This is a genomic window from Janthinobacterium sp. KBS0711 (genome assembly GCF_000988085.1).
GTDB lineage: Bacteria > Pseudomonadota > Gammaproteobacteria > Burkholderiales > Burkholderiaceae_D > Janthinobacterium > Janthinobacterium lividum_E.
Genome location: NZ_LBCO01000033.1, coordinates 607,040 through 628,971 on the forward strand (window position 1 = coordinate 607,040; position 21,932 = coordinate 628,971).

The 21,932-nt window shown below is 62.9% G+C and carries 24 protein-coding genes; 11 read left to right on the forward strand and 13 right to left on the reverse strand.

Annotated features, from left to right (window positions below):
- Nucleotides 1–2 precede the first annotated feature (2 nt).
- A complete protein-coding gene (locus VM94_RS21295; protein WP_046685228.1) occupies nt 3–899 on the reverse strand; it encodes a LysR family transcriptional regulator in 897 nt (298 codons plus the stop codon).
- A 63-nt stretch (nt 900–962) separates the two neighbouring features.
- On the opposite strand from VM94_RS21295, the gene VM94_RS21300 reads away from it, so the two are divergent.
- The 3 genes from VM94_RS21300 (at nt 963) to VM94_RS21310 (ending at nt 4,470) form a co-directional block, all read left to right on the forward strand.
- The gene (locus VM94_RS21300; protein WP_046685229.1) at nt 963–2,459 is read left to right on the forward strand and encodes an MFS transporter; all 1,497 of its coding nucleotides are present in this window, start codon (nt 963–965) and stop codon (nt 2,457–2,459) included.
- Nucleotides 2,460–2,551: 92 nt separating this feature from the next.
- Nucleotides 2,552–4,120, forward strand: a complete 1,569-nt coding sequence (locus tag VM94_RS21305) for an EAL domain-containing protein (RefSeq protein ID WP_046685230.1) — start codon at nt 2,552–2,554, stop codon at nt 4,118–4,120.
- On the forward strand, nt 4,117–4,470 hold the full coding sequence (locus tag VM94_RS21310) for a hypothetical protein (RefSeq protein WP_046685231.1): 354 nt from the start codon (nt 4,117–4,119) through the stop codon (nt 4,468–4,470). The genes VM94_RS21305 and VM94_RS21310 overlap by 4 nt, the downstream gene beginning before the upstream one ends.
- A gap of 3 nt (nt 4,471–4,473) precedes the next feature.
- Here the strand turns inward: VM94_RS21310 and VM94_RS21315 are convergent, their stop codons facing one another.
- The 3 genes from VM94_RS21315 to VM94_RS21325 form a co-directional block, all read right to left on the reverse strand.
- Complete coding sequence (locus tag VM94_RS21315) at nt 4,474–5,826, reverse strand: serine hydrolase (RefSeq protein ID WP_052755865.1); 1,353 nt, start codon at nt 5,824–5,826, stop codon at nt 4,474–4,476.
- A gap of 125 nt (nt 5,827–5,951) precedes the next feature.
- Entirely contained in the window at nt 5,952–7,319 is a 1,368-nt protein-coding gene (locus tag VM94_RS21320; protein ID WP_052755866.1) for a serine hydrolase, read from the reverse strand.
- Between the two features lie 10 nt (nt 7,320–7,329).
- Nucleotides 7,330–8,313 (reverse strand): VirK/YbjX family protein, encoded by a 984-nt coding sequence (locus VM94_RS21325; protein WP_052755867.1) that lies wholly within the window; start codon nt 8,311–8,313, stop codon nt 7,330–7,332.
- A 188-nt stretch (nt 8,314–8,501) separates the two neighbouring features.
- Between VM94_RS21325 and VM94_RS21330 the strand changes: the two genes are divergently transcribed.
- Genes VM94_RS21330 through VM94_RS21345 form a run of 4 tightly spaced genes read left to right on the forward strand, consistent with a single transcriptional unit; the run spans nt 8,502 to nt 10,573 of the window.
- Nucleotides 8,502–9,110, forward strand: a complete 609-nt coding sequence (locus VM94_RS21330; RefSeq protein WP_046685232.1) for a hypothetical protein — start codon at nt 8,502–8,504, stop codon at nt 9,108–9,110.
- Nucleotides 9,111–9,140: 30 nt separating this feature from the next.
- Entirely contained in the window at nt 9,141–9,575 is a 435-nt protein-coding gene (locus tag VM94_RS21335) for a DUF1801 domain-containing protein (protein ID WP_046685233.1), read from the forward strand.
- The gene (locus tag VM94_RS21340; RefSeq protein WP_046685234.1) at nt 9,572–10,123 is read left to right on the forward strand and encodes a hypothetical protein; all 552 of its coding nucleotides are present in this window, start codon (nt 9,572–9,574) and stop codon (nt 10,121–10,123) included. The genes VM94_RS21335 and VM94_RS21340 overlap by 4 nt, the downstream gene beginning before the upstream one ends.
- Before the next feature lie 21 nt (nt 10,124–10,144).
- A complete protein-coding gene (locus VM94_RS21345; RefSeq protein ID WP_160309313.1) occupies nt 10,145–10,573 on the forward strand; it encodes a GNAT family N-acetyltransferase in 429 nt (142 codons plus the stop codon).
- Between the two features lie 44 nt (nt 10,574–10,617).
- Here the strand turns inward: VM94_RS21345 and VM94_RS21350 are convergent, their stop codons facing one another.
- Entirely contained in the window at nt 10,618–11,640 is a 1,023-nt protein-coding gene (locus VM94_RS21350; RefSeq protein ID WP_235432975.1) for a DNA-binding protein, read from the reverse strand.
- Between the two features lie 221 nt (nt 11,641–11,861).
- On the opposite strand from VM94_RS21350, the gene VM94_RS21355 reads away from it, so the two are divergent.
- Nucleotides 11,862–12,881 carry a tyrosine-type recombinase/integrase gene (locus VM94_RS21355; protein WP_046685236.1) on the forward strand — a complete coding sequence of 340 codons (1,020 nt, stop codon included), beginning with the start codon at nt 11,862–11,864 and terminating at the stop codon, nt 12,879–12,881.
- Between the two features lie 598 nt (nt 12,882–13,479).
- Here VM94_RS21355 and VM94_RS21360 read toward each other — a convergent pair.
- From VM94_RS21360 to VM94_RS21380, 5 genes are all read right to left on the reverse strand, one after another.
- Nucleotides 13,480–13,782 (reverse strand): hypothetical protein, encoded by a 303-nt coding sequence (locus VM94_RS21360; RefSeq protein WP_046685237.1) that lies wholly within the window; start codon nt 13,780–13,782, stop codon nt 13,480–13,482.
- A 94-nt stretch (nt 13,783–13,876) separates the two neighbouring features.
- Nucleotides 13,877–14,881, reverse strand: coding sequence for an alpha/beta fold hydrolase (locus tag VM94_RS21365; RefSeq protein WP_052755869.1), 1,005 nt, complete (start codon nt 14,879–14,881; stop codon nt 13,877–13,879).
- A gap of 167 nt (nt 14,882–15,048) precedes the next feature.
- Nucleotides 15,049–15,501 carry a PaaI family thioesterase gene (locus tag VM94_RS21370; RefSeq protein WP_046685238.1) on the reverse strand — a complete coding sequence of 151 codons (453 nt, stop codon included), beginning with the start codon at nt 15,499–15,501 and terminating at the stop codon, nt 15,049–15,051.
- Between the two features lie 33 nt (nt 15,502–15,534).
- A complete protein-coding gene (locus tag VM94_RS21375; protein ID WP_052755870.1) occupies nt 15,535–16,026 on the reverse strand; it encodes a MarR family winged helix-turn-helix transcriptional regulator in 492 nt (163 codons plus the stop codon).
- A 45-nt stretch (nt 16,027–16,071) separates the two neighbouring features.
- On the reverse strand, nt 16,072–17,247 hold the full coding sequence (locus tag VM94_RS21380) for a citrate synthase family protein (RefSeq protein WP_046685239.1): 1,176 nt from the start codon (nt 17,245–17,247) through the stop codon (nt 16,072–16,074).
- A 91-nt stretch (nt 17,248–17,338) separates the two neighbouring features.
- Between VM94_RS21380 and VM94_RS21385 the strand changes: the two genes are divergently transcribed.
- Together VM94_RS21385 and VM94_RS21390 are read left to right on the forward strand one after the other, a co-directional pair.
- Nucleotides 17,339–17,881 (forward strand): GNAT family N-acetyltransferase, encoded by a 543-nt coding sequence (locus VM94_RS21385; RefSeq protein ID WP_046685240.1) that lies wholly within the window; start codon nt 17,339–17,341, stop codon nt 17,879–17,881.
- 22 nt (nt 17,882–17,903) lie between these two features.
- A complete protein-coding gene (locus VM94_RS21390; RefSeq protein ID WP_046685241.1) occupies nt 17,904–18,956 on the forward strand; it encodes an NAD(P)/FAD-dependent oxidoreductase in 1,053 nt (350 codons plus the stop codon).
- 17 nt (nt 18,957–18,973) lie between these two features.
- Here VM94_RS21390 and VM94_RS21395 read toward each other — a convergent pair whose 3' ends face one another.
- The 3 genes from VM94_RS21395 to VM94_RS21400 form a co-directional block, all read right to left on the reverse strand.
- Nucleotides 18,974–19,486, reverse strand: a complete 513-nt coding sequence (locus VM94_RS21395) for a hypothetical protein (protein WP_235432976.1) — start codon at nt 19,484–19,486, stop codon at nt 18,974–18,976.
- Nucleotides 19,437–20,054 (reverse strand): hypothetical protein, encoded by a 618-nt coding sequence (locus VM94_RS28330; RefSeq protein WP_138829082.1) that lies wholly within the window; start codon nt 20,052–20,054, stop codon nt 19,437–19,439. Before VM94_RS28330 ends, VM94_RS21395 begins: the two co-directional genes overlap by 50 nt.
- Before the next feature lie 198 nt (nt 20,055–20,252).
- Complete coding sequence (locus tag VM94_RS21400; protein ID WP_046685600.1) at nt 20,253–21,134, reverse strand: LysR family transcriptional regulator; 882 nt, start codon at nt 21,132–21,134, stop codon at nt 20,253–20,255.
- Nucleotides 21,135–21,231: 97 nt separating this feature from the next.
- Between VM94_RS21400 and VM94_RS27420 the strand changes: the two genes are divergently transcribed.
- Nucleotides 21,232–21,816, forward strand: a complete 585-nt coding sequence (locus VM94_RS27420) for a GNAT family N-acetyltransferase (RefSeq protein WP_052755871.1) — start codon at nt 21,232–21,234, stop codon at nt 21,814–21,816.
- Nucleotides 21,817–21,932 lie beyond the last annotated feature (116 nt).

The window sequence follows — 21,932 nt, forward strand, 5'->3', positions numbered from 1 at the left end:
GGTCAAGCCAGCGCCGCCGTGCGCAGCTGGGCAATGAAGGCGCGCGCGGCGGGCGCCTGTTCGTGGCGGCGGAAGGCCACGGCGATTTCCGAGCTGATCTGCGGCCCTGCGAGCTCGCGGAACACGACGCCCGGCAATTGCACGCTGGCCATCACGGAATGGGGTACGATGGCGCAACCGACGCCCAGCGACACTTCCGTCAGCACGGCCACCAGGCTACCCGGGCGCGACACCACCTGCGCCGCAAAGCCGCCGCGCCGGCTCACTTCCAACGTTCCCAATTCCTGTTCCGGCACGATGAACGCCTGCTGCGCCAGCGCGGCCGCCGCCGCCACATCAAACAACGCCATCGGGCTGTCCGCCTGCACGGCCAGCACGAAGCGATCGCGCAGCAAGACCACGCTGTCCAGTCCGTCCGGCAAGTGCAGGGGCGGGCGCACGAAGGCCAGGTCGACCCGGCCCTGGTCCAGCAAGCCGGGCAGGGCATCCATCGCGTATTCGCGCGCACCGATGTGAATGCCGGGGTGGCCGGCGCGAAAGCGGGCAAACTGGTCTTGCAGCACGCCGGAATACGCGGCCGAGGCCACGTAGCCGATTTCCAGCCGTCCCAGTTCGCCCCGTCCGGCCCGCCGCGCCACTTCCCGCGCCTGCGCCAGCTGCCCCAGCGCCCGCGTGGCTTCCAGCACGAACAATTCGCCGGCGGCCGTCAGGGACACGGCGCGCTTGCTGCGCTGGAACAGCCGCGTGCCCAGCAACTGCTCCGTTTCCTGCACCTGCTTGGTCAGGGCGGGCGGCGAAATACCGAGTTCCGCGGCGGCCCGCGCGAAGTGCAGGCTGTGCGCCACGGCCAGCACGCAGCGGAAGTGCCGCAGTTCCATCTCTTTGTCTGTATTCACCATGGGTAAATTATAAGGCGGCTGTCTTATAACAGGAAATAATACAAGCGTGCTTACAATCGGGACATGAAGAAACCCAACTGGACTTTATATACCTGCTCGGGCGTCTGCGCGCTGATCATGCTCGACACCAACGTCGTGGCCGTCTCCTTGCCGTCGATCGCCCGCTCGCTCAACGCCAGCTTCGTCGATGTGGAATGGGTGGTCAGCGCCTACATGCTGGCGTTCGCCTCGTTCCTGCTGCCGGCCGGCAGCATCGCCGACCGCCTGGGACGGCGCAGGGTCATGCTGTTCGGCCTGGCCGTGTTCGCGCTGGCGTCGCTGCTGTGCGGCCTGGCGTGGACGCCGTTCGTGCTCAACGTGGCGCGCGCCATCAAGGGACTCGGTGCCGCGCTGCTGCTGACCTCCGCCCTGGCCGTCATCGGCCACACGTTTCACGCGGAAAAGGAGAGGGCGCGCGCCTGGTCCGTGTGGGGCGCGGCCATGGGCGTGGCCATGACGGTGGCGCCGCTGCTGGGCGGCCTGATCACGAGCGCCATCAACTGGCGCTGGATTTTCTACCTGAACCTGCCCGTCGTCGCCATGTTGATGTGGCTGGTAGGCAAGCACGTGGATGAATCGAAAGATGCGTCCAACGCCAGTTTCGACCCGCTCGGCGCGGCATTATTCTCCGCCGGCCTGTTCGCCATCATCTGGGGCTTGATCGACGCCAGCGTGGCGGGCTGGTCCAGCCGCGCCACCGTGCTGCGCTTTGTCGCGGGCGCGGCGCTGCTGGCCGTCTTCATCGCGGTGGAACGGCGCCAGCGCGCGCCCATGGTCGATCTGTCGCTGTTTGGCCGGCGCGTGTTCGTTGGCGCCGTGCTGGGCATGTTCGGCTATGCGATCGCCGCGCAAGTGATGATGACCTTTTTGCCCCTGTATTTGCAGAACGCCTTCGGCTTTTCCGCCGTGCTGGCCGGCTGCGCCATGCTGCCGTTTGCCGTCGCCATGGTGGTGCTGTCCCGTCTGGCACCGCGCGCCATGCGTCATCTGGACGACCGCGGCATTCTGGTGACGGGCTTGCTGATCGTCGCTGTCGGCAACGTGGCCACGGCCCTGGCCGCCGCCAGCCTGCAGTATGGCTGGGTTGCGGTGGGCATGGTCGTTACGGGGGCGGGGGCGGGGTTGCTGAACGGCACGACGCAAAAAGCCATCCTTGCCTGCATTCCGCGCGAGCGCACGGGCATGGGCTCGGGCATCAGCACGACGACGCGCTTTGTCGGCATCGTGCTGGCCGTGGGCGCGCTGGGCGCCGTGCTGGCCATGCGCACGGCCGCCTCGTTCGACAAGCTGGCGTGGCTGCACGGCTTGAAGGCGTCGCCCGAAATGATAGGACGTATCGTTGCCGGCAATGCGGACGACGCCTTCGGCCAGCTGCCGCCCGCGATGCAGACCGTGGCGCAGGAAGCGGCGCGCCACGCCTTCATCGATGGCTTTGCCAGCGTGCTGTACCTGGCTGGCGCACTGGCGGCCGTGGTGGCGGCGCTCGTGTTCGTGCTGGCGCGGCCGCTGGAAAAAGTGTAACTGTTCAGCAATATCCGCGTGCGCAGCCTGCACTTGTAATATGATGCCATCGAGCAATACATAGCAATCATATAACTACCGCAGGTAATCACATGCGCAGAAAACGGATCATTATTACCAGCGTGCTGGTGGCAGTCATCGGCGTGGCCGCCCCCCTGAGCCTGGCCTTCTATCTGTCGTCCGTGCGCGCCGAGCAGGGCGAGCAGGAACGCCTGCGCCTGCTGGCCGGCTACGCGCTCGAGCGCGCCCACCGTTCGATCGCCTCGGCCAGCATGGCCCTGCGCAGCGCCGATGCGCTGGACCTGGCGCCGTGTTCGGAAGCGCATGTCCAGCAGTTGCGCCGCATCACCATCACCACGCGCAGCATTGACGATATCGGCTATGTGGAAAACGGCTTGCTCAAATGCACGTCCACCGGACTAGAGGAAGAACGCATCGCCGTCACGCCCGCCGACTTTACCCTGGACAATGGCATGGGCCTCGATTTCAACCTGCGCCCCGTCGTCAGCGGCGGCAAGCGCATGGTGGGGCTGTCCTACCGCGCCTATAAAGTGCTGATCGATCCCGTGCGCTTTTCCGACGTCATCGTCGACAACGATATCCAGATGGCCGTGGCCATCGGCAAGGGCGGCGTGCTCGACACCTTGCACCATCCGGACCCGGCACAGGTGCAGTCCCTGCTCGCCGGCCAGTCAGCGGCGGACAGCGTCATGCCGGACGACAGCATCCATGCGATCCTGTACCGCGATGGCTTGACGGCCGTCATGATCGAGCCGCGCAGCAAGCTCAGCGAGAGGCTGCGCCGCGAACAGTTGCTGCTCTTGCCGCTGGGCCTGTTGATGGCCGCCTTCATCGTCGGCATCGTCGTGTGGCTGTCGCGCCGCCGGCTGTCTCTGCGCGGCGAACTGGAAACGGCGGTCGAGCGGCGTGAATTCTTTGTCCACTATCAACCGATCATCGCGCTCGACACGGGCGTGTGCGTGGGTGCCGAGGCGCTGATACGCTGGCGCCGCCCCGACGGCAGCATGATACGCCCCGACCTGTTCATCCCCGTGGCCGAGGAGGCCGAACTGATACTGCCCATCACGGACCAGGTCATCGCTTGCGTGATTGCCGACATGCGCGCCGCGCTGCTGGCCGACCGCGAGCTGCACATCGCCATCAACTTGTGCGCCAGCGACATCGAAACGGGCCGGGTGCTCGACGTGCTGGAACGCGCGCTGGCCGGCACCGGCATCGAGGCGCAGCAGATCTGGCTGGAAGCGACGGAGCGGGGCTTCATCAACGTGGAAGCGGCCCGCGCCACCATCGAAAAGGCCAGGGCGCGCGGCCACGCGGTGGCCATCGACGACTTCGGCACCGGTTATTCCAGCCTGTCGAGCCTGCAAAACCTGCCGCTCGATGCCTTGAAAATCGACAAATCCTTCGTCGACACGATCGGCACGGACGCGGCCACCAGCAGCGTCACGCCGCACATCATCGCCATGGCCCGCACCTTGAACATGCTGATCGTGGCCGAAGGCATTGAAACGCAGCAGCAAGCCGATTATTTGTTGGAACGCAAGGTAGAATTCGGCCAGGGCTGGCTGTTTGCCAAAGCGCTGCCGGCTGCGGAATTCCTCACTTTTTACCGGGCGCGCCGCGCGCCATCGTCCACATGAAACAGCCACGCTTTCCCTATCCATTGCAGCCGCTGCGCGTACCGGGCGGCTGGCACATCACCGTCAATACCCTGTTCGAAGTGGAGCCTAGCCCCGATACCATGGAATGGTTCAGCAGCGCGCTGCTGCTGTGGGGCAGCTGCCGCGACAACGGTTACTGCTTCAATTCGCATTTTGAACCTGAGGACGATCCGCAGGGCGAATTCGTGCTGGAGATGGGCAAGGTGGAATACGACCGCCACGGCAAGATCGTCCAGGGCAGCGACGCCTTTCTCGGTGAATTTCGCACGCGCAGCAAGGCGGAATTTGTCGCGCGGGTCGAACAATTCATGCAAGACCCGGCAGCATGATTTTTACGGCTTGCGCGGCAAGACCACGTCCTGCCCGCCTTGTTTGAGCACGGCGCTGGCGATCTTGCCCGCGGCATCGCGTGTAAACGCCAGGTCCGCGTCGATGGCACGGAAGAAAAATTGGTCTTTCGCGCTGGCAAACAAGGGGGCGGATCCCATGCCCGTGCCGGCCGCTTCCAGGCCATTCTTGCCCAAGGTCACCGTCAACGTGAAATCCTTGTCCAATGGATACTCGCCCACGTACTCGGCCAGCGCGGCACGCGGCAGCGCGATGGCGGCCAGCGGCTTTTTCAACGGCGGCAAGGGCGTGCCGGGCAGCAGGGCGGACAAGCCCAGCGCGTCGATGGTGCGCGCCGTGTTCGTCAGCACCATCACGCCCCGCTTGCCGTCTGTTGTAAACGCCGCATAACTCGAGTAGCCGCCCGTCTGGCCGCTGTGCCAGGCGTAGGTCTGGCCCTGTTGCTGCTCCAGCAGCCAGGCCAGGCCGACTTTCGTATCGCTGTCGGGCGCCAGCGCACGCTGCGGCTGGATCGCCAGCGCATACGGGCGCAGCGGCTTGAACATATACGCTTGCAGGTAGGCGATCATGTCGCGCGCGCTCGAATACACGCCGCCGGCCGGCGCCACCACATTTAAATCCCAGGCGGGTGTCGGTTCGCCCGACAGCAAATGGCCGGGCGCCAGGCGCGCCAGCATGCCGTGCGTGGGTTTGTTTGAGGTGGAACGCATGCCCAGCGGCACGGCGATGCGCTTTTGCAGCAGCGCTTCATAGCTGGTGCCCGCCTGTGCCGCCAGGGCCGTGCCCAGCACGGCGTAGCCGATGTTCGAGTAGTCAAATGCCGTGCCCGGCGCATGCGGCAGGTGGTAGGCGGCAAGAAACTGCCGCTGTTTGGCTTCCGTGTAGTCAGCATACGGGTTGGCCGGATCCTTGGGCGCGAAGTTGTCTGGCAGGCGCGGCAGCGCGGAATAGTGCGTGGCCAGGTCGAGCACACTGATCGTCTTGCCGTCGAACGCAGGCACCGTATAGCCGGGCAATAATGCCGCCACCGGCTCGTCGAGTTTGACCTTGCCCTCGACGACGGCGTCGGCCAGCAGCAGGGCCGTCATGGTCTTGGTAACGGAACCGATCTGGTAGACGGTATCGGCGCCCGGCTTGACGCTCTTGCCTGCATGAACATGGCCAAAGCCGTACACGGCGCTGTCCTTGCCGTCGATGATGGCGATGACGATGCTCGGGTGCATGCCCGTGCGCGTGAGTTCCTCGGCGCGCTGGCGCACGGCGGCGTCCAGTACTGGCGCGGCCAGCGCGGCGCTGCCGAGCAGGCAAAGGGGAAGGAAAGTAAAAGCGGGTGTCATGGGGAACCTTGTCCTGGGTGGGCCGGATGCACGCCAGTGCCTGGGTAAGGTGTCTGGCATGTCAATTGCAGGATACGGCCGCAACATGAAGGTTGCCTGAGTTTTATGGCACTCTTGCCAGCATGCTAAGGCTTGCGTTTTCCCGGCAGGGCATGGCCGTTCTGGTGCAGGACGACGCCCGTGACGGCGCCTTGGGCGTCGCGCTGGAACACCAGCTGCGCCTCGACCACCTTGTAAAAGAAGGTGTCCTTCGCGCTGGCGTACACAGGTGCTTCAGGCTGGCCCGTGGCGCCCACCAGCAAGCCTTCCGGACCCTGGCGCACGCTGAGGACAAACGTGGGCGCCAGCGCATACTGGCCCGCATATTGCGCCAGTTCGGCCGGGGCGATGGCGATTTCCTTGGGCGCCGGGCCGTTCGGCGGCGGCAGGCTGCCGGGCAGCAGCACGCCCACACCCAGCCCATCGACGTCGCGCGCCGTGCTGCTCAGCACCACCACGCCCCGCTTGCCATCCAGGGTGTAGCCGGCAAAGCTGGCATAGCCGCCTGTCTGCCCGTTATGCCAGGCGAAAGGCCGGCCCTTGACCTGGTCCAGCATCCACGCCAGCCCGATCTTTTTCACGCCATCGCCTTCGCCGGCCAGCACCTGCTGCGGCCGCACGGCCAGTTGCTGCGCCGGACTGGTCGCCAGTATGTACGATTGCATGTAGGCAATCATGTCGCGCGCGCTGGAGCGCACGGCGCCGGCTCCCGCGATGGCCTGGAAATCCCAGTTCGCGGCCGGCTTGCCATCGGCCAGGTGACCCGGCGCCAGTCGCGCGCGCAGGGCGGGCGTGCCTGCCGTAAAAGTCGAGACCATGCCCAGCGGACGGAAAATGCGGGCTTGCAGCAGTTCCTCGTAAGACATGTTTGCCTGCGTGGCCAATGCCGTGCCCAGCAAGCCATACCCCAGGTTCGAGTATTCATAGGCGGCGCCGGGCGCGCGCGTCAAGGTATGGCCAGCCAAAAAGGTGCGCAACTGCGCCTCGCCATAGCCGGCGTAGGGATTGGCCATGTCCGCCGGCGCCAGGTTGGCGGGCAGGCGGGGCAAGCCGGAAAATTGCGTGGCCAGCTGGCCCACGGTGATTTGCCGGCCAGCCAGCGTGGGGATGGCGTAGCCGGGCAGCAGCTCGGCCACCGGCTGATCCAGCCGGGCCTTGCCCGCCACGACCGCGTCGGCCAGCAGCAGGCCCGTCATGGTTTTCGTCACGGAGCCGATTTCATACACGGTGTCGGCATCGGGTACGCCCGAGTCGCCTGGCCGCGCGCGGCCGAAGCCATACACGGCGCTGTCCTTGCCGTCGATCACGGCGATGACCAGGCTGGCATGCTTGCCGTCACGCACCAAGTTTTCCGCCCGCTCCCGCATGGTGGCGTCGAGCGTGGGGGCGGCCAGGGCCGCGGCGCCGGACAGGGACAGAATGGGCAACAGCAGAGTGCGCAGGCGTGGGGGCATCGTGGTTCCGTCAGGTCAATGATTGATGGGAAGACAGCATAGCATCTGCGCTGTAAAGATGACTGTTTTGGCAAGATGGCGGCGTTGCCATTGCCAGCAGCGCCGCCAGCTGCGCGCGCATGCCGTCGGCCATGCCATGTAGCAATTCGCCGCGCCGCCGCGCATCGGCGCGCTTTTTCGATGGCACGTCGGCCAGGTCGGGCGCCCGGTACGGCGCGCACGGCAAGTGATAATTGCCGTCGCGCATACGCAAGGCGTGCAACTCCTGCCACGCCAGGTCGTAGTCGGCGGCGATATGGCGCCGGCGCCGCGCATTCAGGGCGATGCGGTTGTCATTGCTGATCAAAAACAGGTTATTGCAGGCAAAAAAATCGCCGAAATCGCGCAAGGCCGTCACCATCAGGTTTTTCGGACGGCAACCGTGCAGCGCCCGCGTGGCTTCCTTGACGGCCAGCTTGCCCGCTTCCGAGCGCAAGCCTTGCAGCGCGCCCAGCTGCAGTGAGACGCCATCGGCGCGCGGCACGAATAAAAAGCTGGCCAGGTACAAAGGCTGGCCGTCGCGCGTCAGGCGCAGGCACAGTTCGCCTTCACGGTAGCTGTCGTGGATGGCCGTCAGCTGCAAGCGGTACAGCGCCCCGTCCTTGCCTTCGAAGGCGGCCAGCACCACAGGTCCGCACGCGGCACGCTCGACCAGCGCGCGGGCGCCGGCCTGCCACAGGAAGCGGTAGTGTCCTTCCAGCAAGGCCAAACGATCCGCGCAACCGAGCTGGCGCGAAGCGTAAGGACGGTAAATCTTGAAGCGCAGGCACGGGTGCAGCTGCGCCAGCGAGTTCAAGCCCGGCATGCTGCCGAGGAAGGCGTGCCAGCGCGTGCGCTGGCGGGGAAAGAAGAGGGCGCCCAGCGCCGCTTTCAGGCGGTGGCCGCTGGCGGGAGGCTGTGTCACTGCGGGCGTCACGGCGGCGCCGTGGCGCAAGGTTAAAGCGATGTCATTCATGGTTCTGCCGGAAAAGGGCAGGCGCTGCACAATGAGAGCCTTGCCAACATGAATGCTACGCGGGCCAGGTGAAGTTCATATTAAGAAGCTATCCCATGGGTATTTAGAGGATGGCAACTAAACATTTGCCTTCTGGCAATATAGACGGTTATGCTCGCCGCACCTTGATACGATGACTGACGCCTCTCATGAACCACCGCCATTTGCTTGCCATCCCCGTATTGCTCGCGACACTGGGCGTCCAGGCGCAAGACCGCACGGCTGATCCTTTGGCGCCCCTGGCGCAATGCATCAACCGCAGCCAGTTCCAGTTCAAGACGCAGGACCGCCTGCCGGCAGGCGCGACCACGCGCATCGTCAAGATGGCGGCGGGGGATAGGCAAATATCGACGGCCGATGGCTATCGGCTGATGCTGTTTCGCAAGAGCAGCTTGCCTTTCGTGAATCTGAAGATCGAACGCAGCGTCGAAGGCCAGTTCGCCGCCGACCGCGAGACCATCGTGGCGCAGATGCGGGAAATGGCCGCCAGGGGCAAGCTGCCGCAGAAACTGCCGCTGGAAACGGACGCGCGCGATGGCGTGGAAGTGCTAGGATTGAATAACGCCAGTATCGCGCAAGCGCAGGGCATCATCAGCTTGTATACACTGCTGCACGCCGCCAGCGGCACGGTCGCCACCGCCTACCTGCTGAACCAGCCGGCCGATCCGCGCGACTTTGCGACGGATGCGCAATACCAGGCGCTGCGCACACAATTGATTGCCTCGCTTGCCAGCTGCATGGCCGATCCTGCGCAGTAAGGCAAGCGCACAGGGAAGGAGATGTCAGCCATGAAAAAAGCGGAAGCGGGTGCGCGGCCCGGCGAGGATGCGCAAAACGCAGGGTCCGCCGCCAGCCAGATCGACTCGAAGATCGCCTCGCTGGGGGACTGGCGCGGCAAAACCCTGGCCAATGTGCGGGCGCTGATCCGCCAGGCGGACCCCGAGGTGGTCGAAGAAGTCAAATGGCGCGGCGTGCCCGTCTGGTCGCACGCGGGCATGATTTGCACGGGCGAAACCTATAAATTGGCCGTGAAACTCACCTTCGCCAAGGGCGCCGCCTTGCCCGATCCGGCCGGCCTGTTCAATGCCAGCCTGGACGGCAACACGCGCCGGGCCCTCGATATCCACGAAGGCGCGCATCTCGATGCCGCGGCGTTCAAGGCGCTGATACGCGCCGCCGTGGCCGCGAATACGGCGCCAAAACCAAAACGGACTTCTACTTGAGACATTATCTGTACATCTGGCACGACCCGGCCGAGCGCATGCTGGTCGCTTCCGGCATTGAATTCAAGGATGTTATCCCCGCGCTCGGCGAGGCTGACGGCATCGTGCTGCGCAAGGGCAGCGCCGGGACAATCAAAAAGCCTGCCGCCTTCCATACCTTGGCGCGGCAGCAACTGCCGGCCCTGGCGCTCGAAGACATGCATGCGTTGGGCAGCCACGCCTGGGCCGATTGGCAAGGCGCGCCGCCGGCTTCCCTCGATGCGGAAGTGGCCGCGACGCTCGACCACCGTGGCGCCCTCACGCCGCTACCAGCCCTGCAGGGCCGTTTTCTCGCCTTTGCCCACGACGACGGCTGGTATCTGAAACTGTTTTATGGCGAATGGAACGACGTGGCGGCCTTGCTCGCCGGCGCCATCCCGCCAAGTTTGGGCGCGCTCGACATGGCGGCACTGCAGCAGGGAGGCGACGGCTACTGGTTGCAGGACGGCACAGTCCAGGTGGAACTGAAAACCCACGCTATCGACAGCGTGCTGAATCGCCGCCTGTAACGAATGGACAGCGCGCCAGCCATGTGCCTGATTCGTCCTTTCGCCAGCGCGGACAAGGAATTCTGCACCGCCATCCTTGCCCTGGCCGGGCGCGACGCCTTCGGCCCTGTCGCCGGCAGCGCTACTTTTACGGCGACGACGCAGGGCGAAGCTATCCTCGTTGCCGAACGCGGCGGCATCGTCACCGGCTTTGCCGCCGCGTACACGGGCGATGCCCCCGACTATTTCCTGCACCACCTGTATGTGCACCCGGCGCACAGTGGCTCGGGCATCGGCGGGCAACTGCTGGCGGCCGTCGTGGCGTGCTTCGGTCCCCGCCTGAGCCTGAAAACGCAGCTGAGCAATACGGGCGCGCGGCGCTTTTATGCGCGCGCGGGCTGGGTCGAAGATGCGGCAGACAGCGGCGTGGACGCCATCGGCGCGTGGATACGGGTGCGCTACCGGCAGTAAGCGTCAGATTCAGCGAGGCGCGCAAGGCAGCCATATAGACAGGTTCAAACATCGCGCTTCTCCTTGCTATCCGAAAGCAGGGCCAGGCGCGCCGCCATGCCGGCATTTTTGCGCAGCAAGCCATCGCGTTCCAGCGCCAATGCTTCCATTTTCTGCTGCGATAGTTGCCCGTTCTCCGCCAGCATGTCGAGCTGCCGGTCTTGCGCGGCCAGCGCCACCTTGGCGTCGTTCAGCGCCAGCAGGGCCGTGTCCAGCTTGGCCAGCAGGGCGTCGGCCGAGGCGGCCGCCTGCAAGTATTGAAATTCAAACTGGTCGCGCTCGGGGCGCACGGTGGCCAGCGCTGCGCGGTCGGCGGCCGCTTCATCAGCCAGGCGCGTGTGTTCCGCCTGCAGTTGCGCCAGGCGCATGTCTTGCTGTACCAGGGTCGCTTGCTGGCCTTGCAAACGCTGCTGCAGCTGGGCGTTCTCCTGTTCCAGGCGGCTGATCCGCTGCTGCGCCTGGGTCCGCTCCTCGCTGCGCTGCGCGGCCGCCGCTTCCTGGTAATGGTCGAACTGCGAGCGCACTTGCGCCAGCTGGCGGTTCAGGGCCGCGATTTCCTTGCTCCGGTCGGCCAGGCGTTGCGTCAAGCCGGCGTTATCGCTGTGCAAGGTGGCCAGCGTGACGGCGCGAAAATGGTGTTCTTCCTTCAGTTGCGCCAGCGCGTGCTGCGTGGCGCGCAATTCCTGGGTGAGGGCGGTGCGCGCCTCCGCCAGTTTCAGCCGTTCCGTTTCCGTCTTTTTCAATTTTTCCAGCGCCGCGTCGAGTTCGGCGCGATTTTGCTGCATGCCCGTTTCCAGCTGCCGCGCCACGTCGCGCTGCTGCTTGTCATAGACGCCGCGCATCGCTTCCATCAGCTCGGCCGGCAAGCCCGATTCCGTTTTCACGGCGCCCGCGCCCTGGAACTCTTCCTTCCAGCGCTTGAGCAGGGGCGCGATGGTGCTCTTGCTGCCCGTGCTGCCCAGCGCTTCGCGCACGCTGTCGACCGTGGGATTACGCCCATCGGCAGCGACGATTTGGGCTGCTTTCATAACGTCAGAGTACAAAATGCCGGTGCGGGCCATAAAACCACCTATGAACGAAATTTAGTAACGTATTACATGATACGTAATAGTGAATAATATTACGACATATATCTTATGGATTTTTGAAAAATATAAGTCGCGATAAGATTGCTTATCGCGTGTTATGGGGGTGATTTGCATGCTATCCTGCGTATCTCCCAGTACAAAACCGCGATTTCGCCGCCGCCATGCCCGATTTGCCCCTCTCGAAACGCCGTGCCGCCGCGCCCAAAAGCACCGCCATCACCGCTGCGCCATTACACGGTGCCCTGATCGATGCCGAGCTGGCCGCGCGCCACCAGGCATTTCTCGCCGCCGCCACGTCGGATAACACGCGCCGCACCTACCGTTCCGCCATCCGCCATTTCCAGGCGTGGGGCGGGGCGCTGCCCGCAGACGAGCCCACCGTCATCCGCTACCTGATGGCGTATGCGGACAGCCTGAACGCCCGCACCCTGGCCCTGCGCCTGACGGCTTTGTCGCAATGGCATGTGTACCAGGGCTTTGCCGACCCGGCGTCCACGCCCACCGTGCGCAAGACCCTGGCCGGCATCGCCCGCCTGCACGGCAAGCCGAAAAAGAAGGCCAAGGCGCTGCCATTGGAAGACCTGGAACTGATCGTCGCCAAACTGGCCGCGCTGGGCACGCACAAGCCCTTGCGCGACAGCGCCTTACTGCAGCTGGGATTTTTTGGCGGCTTCCGCCGTAGCGAACTGGCGGGATTGACTGTGGAAGACGTGCGCTGGGAGCCGCAGGGCTTGGTGATCACCTTGCCCCGCTCGAAAACGGATCAACTGGGGGAGGGCATCGTCAAGGCGATTCCGTTCGGCGACGGCGTCTGCTGCCCGGCGACGGCCTTGCGCGCGTGGCTGGCCGCGGCGCACATCCGCAAGGGGCCGCTCTTGCGCACGGTGAACCAGTGGGGACACGTGGGCGCGAAGGGATTGCACGCGAGCAGCATCAACACGATCTTGGAAGCTTGTGCCAGGCTGGCGGCGCTCGATTACGTGCCGGAACTATCGAGCCACAGCCTGCGCCGCGGCATGGCCACCAGCGCGCACCGGGCCGGCGCTGATTTCCAGGCCATCAAGCGCCAGGGCGGCTGGCGCCACGACGGCACCGTGCATGGCTATATAGAAGAGGCGGACCGCTTCGAGGAAAATGCGGCCGGGAGTTTGTTGAAGGGGAAGAAGAAGCCGGCGGGGTGAGGATGCCCACAAAATATTGCGGTGGACCTTCAATAGGAATTGATGAAGGTCCGCTCGTCGCTCATGACGGATGCGCAGTCGCAAAATCGGTGTAGCCACCGAAGGGTTTGTTAAATGCCGCATCCTAGCTCTTGATGAGAAGAGCGATCAGTCTAATGCTCACGCTATTGATTTGTGCGTCTGCTTTCGTCCCAAAACAGTCTTCGACTTGACTGTCGCGACCAACAGAAGGCAGTCCGGGCGGACAAGTTGGCAACCGGAACGCCAAACAGGGAGTTGCGATTTATGAGCAAGCACAATCAAATCTTTGAGCCAACGGCTTCGGCGATACAGGCACGCTCTGAGCAACCAATGTTCCGACCATCTTTTTTTCTTTACAGTGGGACACGCAGTCTAAGGACAATTCTTGGTACGAAGGTTGTTTAAAAATAAATGAAGCAAGCAACATCCATATCCCCAGCGCTGCAATGAGCAGTTGAAAAATCAAAGTTCGCCAATTTAGTTTCAAGTTTTCGTCCTTTCAACTGCGACCTATTCTGTACTACTGAAAAAACTGGCAAGACAACGACCGCTTCTGGTCGGCAGCAGGCGGTGCAGGTCAGGCTTCCAGAGGCTTGCCATCGATGAGTACGCGAAATCGCTCACCTGAAAACCCTGCCCGGTGGCTACCGTAAATGGCCTTTCCGATAGACTCATACCATTTGGAATCGGTGGCCTCGACAGAAACGGTCATATCCGAATTTTCGGCGCCGATTTTCTCAAGAGCTTCCGCGACCTCACTTGTTGAGCGTAGTTTGACACCATTCAAGTCTACGCCGTCATTGTCGGAAATTCTCAATACAACTAGATTTTCCAAATCGATGCTCCAAAAATAAAAGTGGTGATGCTTCAGTTCTTGCATTGGCGAATGGCGGCAGATGGCCGGTTACCGTCGTTGCCAAGTTCCGTACCAAAGGAGGCATTCCGCGTTCAGGAAAAAGTGATGTCCGCGTGAGTTACTTGATCTGCGCAAGCACATCCAATACAGCCTGCACCACCGCATCGGGCTGGTCAGCTTGGATCACGTGCGAGGCGCCCGGGATGACCCGCTGCTTGCCCCTGGAAGACAGCGAGGCAATCTCCCGATGTATCTGTTCGTTTTCATCTTCGGTGGCTTTATTCATGGGGCTTTGCGGCTGGTCCGGTACCGCATACGGACTCACGCCACGCGTGAGCACCAGCAGCGGAAGGTCGCCGAACGGCTTGCGCAGGGCACGCAGCTGGTCGTCGCTCGTATCGATGGCGTTGTATTCGTCGACGCGCGCGCGCCAGTAGGAGGGTTTCTTCGTGATCGTTTGGACCGCTTTTCCCAGCACCGGCCCATAGAATGCAATCGTATCGCCGACACAATTATTCAGCGCTTCGCTACCTGGCTTGAACCCTTTTTTAGCTGCGGCCAAGCAATACGCGTCCTGCTGCTTCACCATGGCGTAGACCTGCTTGATCTTGCCAGCGGTTACCGTGTCCAATCTTGCCGTTTCGTTTTCTGTCTGCGGCTCCACCAGAACCAGACCTTTAATTTGGTCGGGATAACGGTAGGCATACACCTGCGCGTTGGCACCGCCAAGCGAATTTCCAACCAGCAGATACGGCGGCTTGATCCCGGCGGCAGCCAACGCCCCATGCAAATCCTCGACGGCGTTTGCGGAAGTGTTCGGGCGCGGCGCCGGGTCGCTGAAACCGAGTCCGGCGCGGTCGTACACGCAGGCGCGAGTATGCTTGGCGACTTCCGGCTGAACTTTGTACCACGACCACCCGCCATCACCGGATGGGGCGTCGAACACGACGGTAGTGGCTCCCTCACCGCTGCAGTACAGGTGCAGTTTGCGACCGCCGAGGTCGACGCGCAGTTGCGGTTTGGCGAATGCCGCATCGGTCGAGGATGTTGCTTCGGCGTGGCCAGACAGCGGAATGCTCATTGCCAGCATGAGTGAAATGTTGCCAATCCAGATCTTGTGCATCGTCATCCTTGGAGTTAAGGCCGCAGTGACATCGATTCACTGCCGAGTTTTATAGCCGCGCGAATGGCCGATATCGGATAGCCAGAATAGCGCAGTGTATGGTGCTGTTGCTCCTTTGGCAAGCAAGACGGGATGGCCGTCCGCTTCCGCACTGCTGCCGGGCCGTATCATGCGGCGGCTTGCTCCCGGGGACGGATGATCATGCAGGTGGCCGTCGCGTGCGCGTAGACTTTACCTGCCTCGTCGCGGATCGTGCCTTCGGAAATGACCAGGTTGCGTCCCGCGTTGATGACTTTGCCTTCCGCGTAGACCGTCACGTTGAAGGGCAGGGGACGGCACATCTTGATGTTCAGGTCCGTCGTGCCGTAACTTTCGCCGGCTGGCAAGACCGTGTGCGTGGCGCAACCCGTGACCGTGTCGAGCACGGTGGCGGCGAAACCGCCGTGCACGCCGCCCATGGGATTGGTGTGCGTTTCATTTGCCGTCGCCGTGAAGATGACACGGCCATGCTCCACCGTGTGCGCGTCCATGGGCATGGTCTTGGAAATGCCGGGCCGGGGAAACAGGCCTTGCGCGAAAGCCTGCATCAGTTGCAAGCCGGTCATGTCTTTCGGGTGCATGGGTAACTCCTGTGGTGGTGATGTGGGGATGGGTCAGACGTCCTGCGCAAAACGCAGGCGCGAGGCATGCAGCAGGAAGCGGGCGACGACGGCCAGTTCCTCCTCGCTGAAGCCTTGCTTCAGTTGTTGATTCAAACTGTCGAGCAGGGGCAGGGCAGCGGCCAGCACCTCGCCGCCCCTGGGCGACATGTGCAGGGTGCCGGCGCGCGCGTCCAACGCCGACTGGCCGCGCACGATCAGGCCGTTTTCTTCCATGCGCGCGACCAAGCCCGTGACGGCCGAGTTCTTCAGTTGCAGCGCCCGCCCCAAGTCCTTGAGCTGGCAGCCTTCCTCGCCCTTCAGGGCAAACAGGGCGACCACTTGCGTGCCGGAAAATCCCAGTTCGCTGGTGAAGACGGCGTCTGCCGAACGAAACAGATTCTGCCGCGCCAGGTTGAGCAGATTGAACAGGCGCGGCGAACGCTCGCCCAGCGGGCAGGCTGCGGCATCGGGGACGTCTGAAGCAGGAGAGGTATTGGTACGCATGCGAAGTATACTACTACGTATGCGTAATAAATCAAGCGTCGATTTCTAATCGCTCTGGTGGCGTCCGATATAGCGTGCGCGTGGACGGATCAGCGCCGCGCTGGCGGCTTGCTCGTTGGCATGCGCGATCCATCCGGCCGAACGGGCCAGCGCAAACACGCTCAATGCTGCGCCCGCGGGCCAGCCGAACGCCTGTTCCATGGCGGCCAGCGCCAGATCCGCATTCGGACGCGCACCGAGCAGTTCGCCCGCCGTGGCGCAGACGGACAGGATGGTGGCCACTTGCGGATGCGCGTGCGACAACGCTGCCAAACGGTCCAGCAGATAAGCGGCGCGCGGGTCGCCTCGCGGATACAGCGGGTGGCCAAAGCCGGCGAATTCCGGCGCGATGGTCTTGTAAAAAGCGCCGATGGCGTCCCTGGCGTCCGGCGCGGCCAGCGCCTGCGTCAACATACGCCGGGCCGCTGCGCTGCCGCCGCCGTGTCTGTCGCCGGACAAGGCAGCCAACCCTGCCCCCAGCGCGGCTGGCAGGCTGGCGCCCGTCGAGGCGACGCAGCGCACGGCAAAGGTCGACGCATTCAATTCATGGTCGGCCAGCAGCACGAGGGCCGCGCGCAGCAATTGCGTTTGTTCTGCGTCGGCTTGCCATGCCTGGGCCATCTGCCGGTGCAGCGGCAAGGCGGACGGGGCCGTCTGGAGCAGGGCGGCGGCCAACAATCGCATCAAGGCGGGGCCGGACTGCAGCATGTCAGCAGGCGCAGGCAGGGACGACAGCATGGCCATGGCCAGCATGGCGCGCGCCAGCGGCGGCGTATCTGGCACGCTGGCCAATCCCTGTGGCAGGGCAGGAGCATCTTGCTGGAAATAGTCGCCCGTGCAGTCGTCCCACAGCAGGCTGGCGGCCGCTTCCAAGGTCGCGTGCTGCGCCAGCGCCGTCGCATCGCAGCCGCGGTACAGCAGCCGGCCATCGAGAATGTGGGAAATCTGCGTCTCGAGCACGGGCAAGCCCCAGTACATGGCGGCCACGGCTGTCTGGCCGCCCCGCTTGGCGTCATTCTTGCGCGCCGCCAGGCGCAGCACGTCTTCCTGCGGATAGCGCTTGCGGCGCGAATCTCCATTGCTGACGGACGCCAGCAAGCCCCGGCTCACGTAGGAATACAGGGTGGGCAGGCTGACGCCCAGCAGGCGCGCCGCGTCGAGGGCGGATAAGTCGTTTTTCATGGCGGCGATTGTATCTGTATATTGATTCGTAGAATCAAGATTGACGGGCCGGGCAGCGCGTCACTAGACTCATGCCTTTCCTGGAGTTTCCATGAGTACACACATCATTCGCACCCTGCGCCCGGACGATGCCGCGCCCTTGCTGGCCTTCGAGCAAGCCAACCGGGCCTGGTTCGAGCGCCATATCAACCGGCGCCCGGACGATTTTTACAGCGTTGACGGCATCCAGGCGCACGTCGCGCAATTCCTGGACGAGCACGCACAGGGCCGCATGCACCCCTGCATCATCGTCGACGAACACGGACAATTGATCGGCCGCGCCAACCTCAAGGACATTGACCGGCAAGCGCAAACGGCCGAAGTCGGCTACCGCATCGGACAACAACAAGCGGGCAAGGGCCTGGCCACGGCCGCGCTGCGCTACTTGATCACCCTGGCGCAAGACGAATGGCGGCTGCAACGCCTGTGTGCCTACGCCATCGACGGCAATGCGGCATCGATCCGCGTGCTGGAACGTTGCGGTTTCGTGCAGGGTACGGCCGTGCCCGATATTGCCATCGTGGAAGGGAGCGTTGTCGATGGCCATGCCTATGCGCTGGATTTGCGGGCGGCTGGGGTAGACTCTGCCCTGTGATAAATAAACAAAGTTGTCAGATATGAATCATGTAAGACCCCAGCACATTATCGTCATCGGCGCCGGCATCGTCGGGGCGTCGCTCGCGTACCACCTGGCCAGCAAGGGTACAAAAGTCACCGTGGTCGAGGCGGGCGGCATCGCTTCCGGCGTGACGGGTACGTCGTTTGCGTGGATTAACACGTCCTGCGCCGGGCCAGACCCCATTGCGGCCCTGCGCGGTGGCGCCATCGCGGCCTGGCGCCAACTGGAAACGCAAGTGCCCGGCTTGACCGTGCGCTGGCATGGCGCCTTGTCATACGGCACGCAGGATGGGCGGGTGTCGCCCGAATCCATATTGCTGGACCGCTCGCGCATCGTCCAGCTTGAACCTCATCTGCGGCAGCCTCCGGAACAGGCCATCCACGAGCCGGAGCAGGGCGCGCTCGACGCCGTTGCCGCCACACACGCCATGCTGGCAGCGGCCAGGGCGCTGGGCGCGACCATCCGCACGCATACGCCCGTGTTGAGTTTTGCCGTCCAGAGTGCGAAGGTGACTGGCGTGGAAACGGCCGCTGGCCTCATCGAAGCGGACGTGGTCGTGCTGGCGGCAGGCACGGGAACTGCTACGCTGGCGCAGATGCTGGGCGCCAGCTTGCCCATCGACGCCTCGCCCGCCATTTTCATGCGCTACCAGGCGCCGCCCGGTTTGGTGCGCGGCATTATTTCCAGCCATGCAATAGAGGTGCGGCAAGACGAAGATGGCACCATGCTGGCGGCGGAAGACTATGTGGACGAGGCGCCGGAAAACCAGCCCGCCGTCATGGCGCTGCGCACGGCCAGCGCGATCCGCGATGAACTGAAAGGAGCTGAGTCCATCGCGCCAGAATTCGCCCGCGTCGGCCTGCGCCCGATGCCCTTTGACGGCGTGCCCATCGTCGGCTATTTGCCGCAGGTGGGCGGCGTGTACGTGTGCGCCATGCATCCTGGTGTGGTGCTGGCGGCCATCGTGGGTCAACTTGCCAGCGAGGAAATCGTCACTGGCAAGCCCGCGTCAGCCCTGGAGGCTTGCCGGCCCGCGCGCTTTCTGGCGTGATTGTGGCGTGCTGATCCCTACGGCACGGGCACGACAAATACGGGCAGGACGAACGGCACTTGCTCCTGCTCATCGCCGTCCTCCGACGGGGCCTGCATATAATGTTCGTTGCGCCAGTCCCCGTTCACCACGCGCTGGGCAATCAGCGCCATATCCTGCGTTTCGCGCAGTTCGCAGCGAAATGGCAGCCGCCCATGCGAGCGCGACACCAGGCTGAAGCGCAACTGCCGGCATTGCGCATCGTGCCAGCAATAGAACAGCATGTCCTCGCCTTTGACTGCGCTGCGGCGCGCCGCGATCACCTCACCAATGAACTCAACGATATCGGCCGCATGGATCTGCGGCGTTTCCTCGTCCGTGGGCGAAAAGCTCCACATATTGTTTATCGCTTCGTGATTGATATCGTCGGGATCAATGAGCACTTCATCATTTTGCGCCATTTCCAGCCATGCATTGACTGTTTTGCATTTCATCATTGCATTATGCATCCCATGTTTCAAAAGCCGTCCATACCGACCTCCATGCGCCATGCGGAAGTTTGGCCTGCATAGAAAGTGACAGTGCGCCTACACCCAAACAATCACCCGGTTGCCATTGTGCATTTTCCAAACTAAGCGCCCGTGCTCTTCCCACGTCGACATTTTTCATTTCAGTTGTGTCATAGCCGATTTCCAGTACTGGATGGAGCACTTTTCCATTGGCTGTCAAATATAAAGTACTAACATGAACCTTGGGTTTGTCAAAACGTTCGTAGAGCCTTGTTGCAGCGGATTTGAAACCCTGGCCAATGGCGATGCTGACGGTCGTTGGGCCATTGCAGCCCAGAAGCGAGGCAAGCGCCCAATAGTCATGATCAGCAGTGACAAGTCTGGTTAAACAGCGCTCTATCCATGCCGATTCATCAGTTCTGAATTCTTTCCAGTAAGGAGAAAACGAATTTTGCAGGTAGCCAACTTCGTGCATCGCCCCAACCAGGTTAATCTGCTTGTCCACGCAGCCTATATCTTGTAACAAATGGGCTGCGGCTGCGGCGACCGCATACTCGCCTTTGGCCATGGCTTTATCTTCGAGTTTTTTCAGTTTGGCGTTAATACTCATTATTTTCCTGGTATGGACGATGTCGCGCCTGTTTTGTCATTTCATGCGGCTGTTTTCATTAATTCAAGTTCAATCCATTCTGGATTGTGCCATACCTCGGCCTTTAACTCCGGCTCCTTGTCGTACCGGATCAGCTATCAAGGGCTGGCTTCTATTGAGCATTAAAACCCCAAGCATTTTTACATTGACTGTATACATTTACCCCCGCGGCCCATCCGCCAGCAACTCCGCCAACCTGATCGTCAGCCACAGACTCGTCTCGCTGAGTTTTTTGCCGTGAATCGATAGCCGCCGCACAGGCAGGCGCGACAAGGCCAGCGCAGGGCAGGGCACTTCCTGCAGATAGCCCTTGTAATTGTCGTAATTGGCGATGTTCAAGGGCAAAATCGCCCAACCCAATCCGTCCGCGACCATCTCGGCAATACTGTAAAAGCTGTCGGAAAACCAGACGGCCGGGCTGAACGCGTGTTCGCGGTTGAGTTCGGAATCCATGATCAGCTGGCGGTAGCGGGTCAGCTCGTTGCGGCTGACTTCCTGACCGTGCGCCATGGCGTGGCCTTTTGCCACGAACACGCCTTGCGCCACGCTGCCGATGTGCTGCTGTTCCAGCACGGGGGAGATGGGGCCGCGGTCGAAGTGGAAGGCCACGTCGGCTTGCTGCTGTTCCACGTATTGCGCCACTTCCGACGCCGTGGCGTTGAGCATCACCAGTTCCAGGGCCGGGTAGCGTGCCGCCAGTTCCTTCACCAAAGTGCCGATGGCCAGGTAGGGCAGGGCTTCGTCCAGGGCCAGGGTCAGCTGGGCTTCGGGCGCCTCGCTCAGCAGTTGGGCGCGCAGCTGCAATCGCTCGGCCTGGCGCAGCAGTTCGCACGCTTCCAGGTGCATCACCTTGCCCGCTTCCGTCAGCACGGCGCTGCGGCGCGAGCGGTCAAACAGTTCCACGCCGAATTCCGCTTCCAGCAGGCCGATCGAGGTGCTGACCACCGATTGCGCGCGGCCCAGCCGGCGCGCCGCGCCCGAGAAAGAACCGGCCGCGACGGCCGCTTCAAAGTAGCGCATTTGTTCCAAAGTCCATTGCATGGCATCCACCTATCTGTTTTACAGATGGATTTTAACTTGAATGCCATTCAGGGGCGACATAAAATGCTTTTACATTTTCAATAACACGAGATCCGCCATGAAAAACGCTCAAGCCAATTCCCCCGCCATCAGCTTCAGCTGGTGCCACGACGCCACCGCCGAAGATACCTTGTGCAAGCTCTACCTCGACAACGTCAGCGCAGACTATATCTCCCATTCGGAGCTGCAGGGCGAACGCGCCGATGCGCCCGGCAACTGGCGCGCGGACTTGCCTGAGGTCATACGCGGCGAAATCCGCGCCGCCCTGTCGCATGACTGGGCGCATGGCGATTCGACCCTGCTGGCTGTCGCCAGCGCCGGTGACGGCATCGTCGGCATGGCCCTCGTTTCCATCGACACGCGCCAGCGCGCCTCGAAATCGTTCGCCGCGCTCGATGACCTGGTCTTGCTGCCTTCCGTGCGCGGCAGCGGTATCGGCAGCCAGCTGGTGGAGTGGGTGGCAAGCGAGCTGCACAGCCACGGCATCGCCCGGCTGTTCCTCGAATGCGGCGCGCACAACCTGACGGCGCAAAAATTCTTCCAGGGCCGCGGCTTCAAGCAAGTGTCCGTCGTCATGCTGCGCGAACTCGACGTACCGGCAGTAACGGCTGCTGTGGATGACAAGGATGGCGACCGTGGCTGACGCCCGCCGCCCCCGACAAGCCCAGGCCCGTGGCAGCCTGGAACGTAAATATTTGCGCAGCACCCGCTTTATCCATACCGATAGTTGTTAAAAGTTACATAAAATCCATGAGTTGT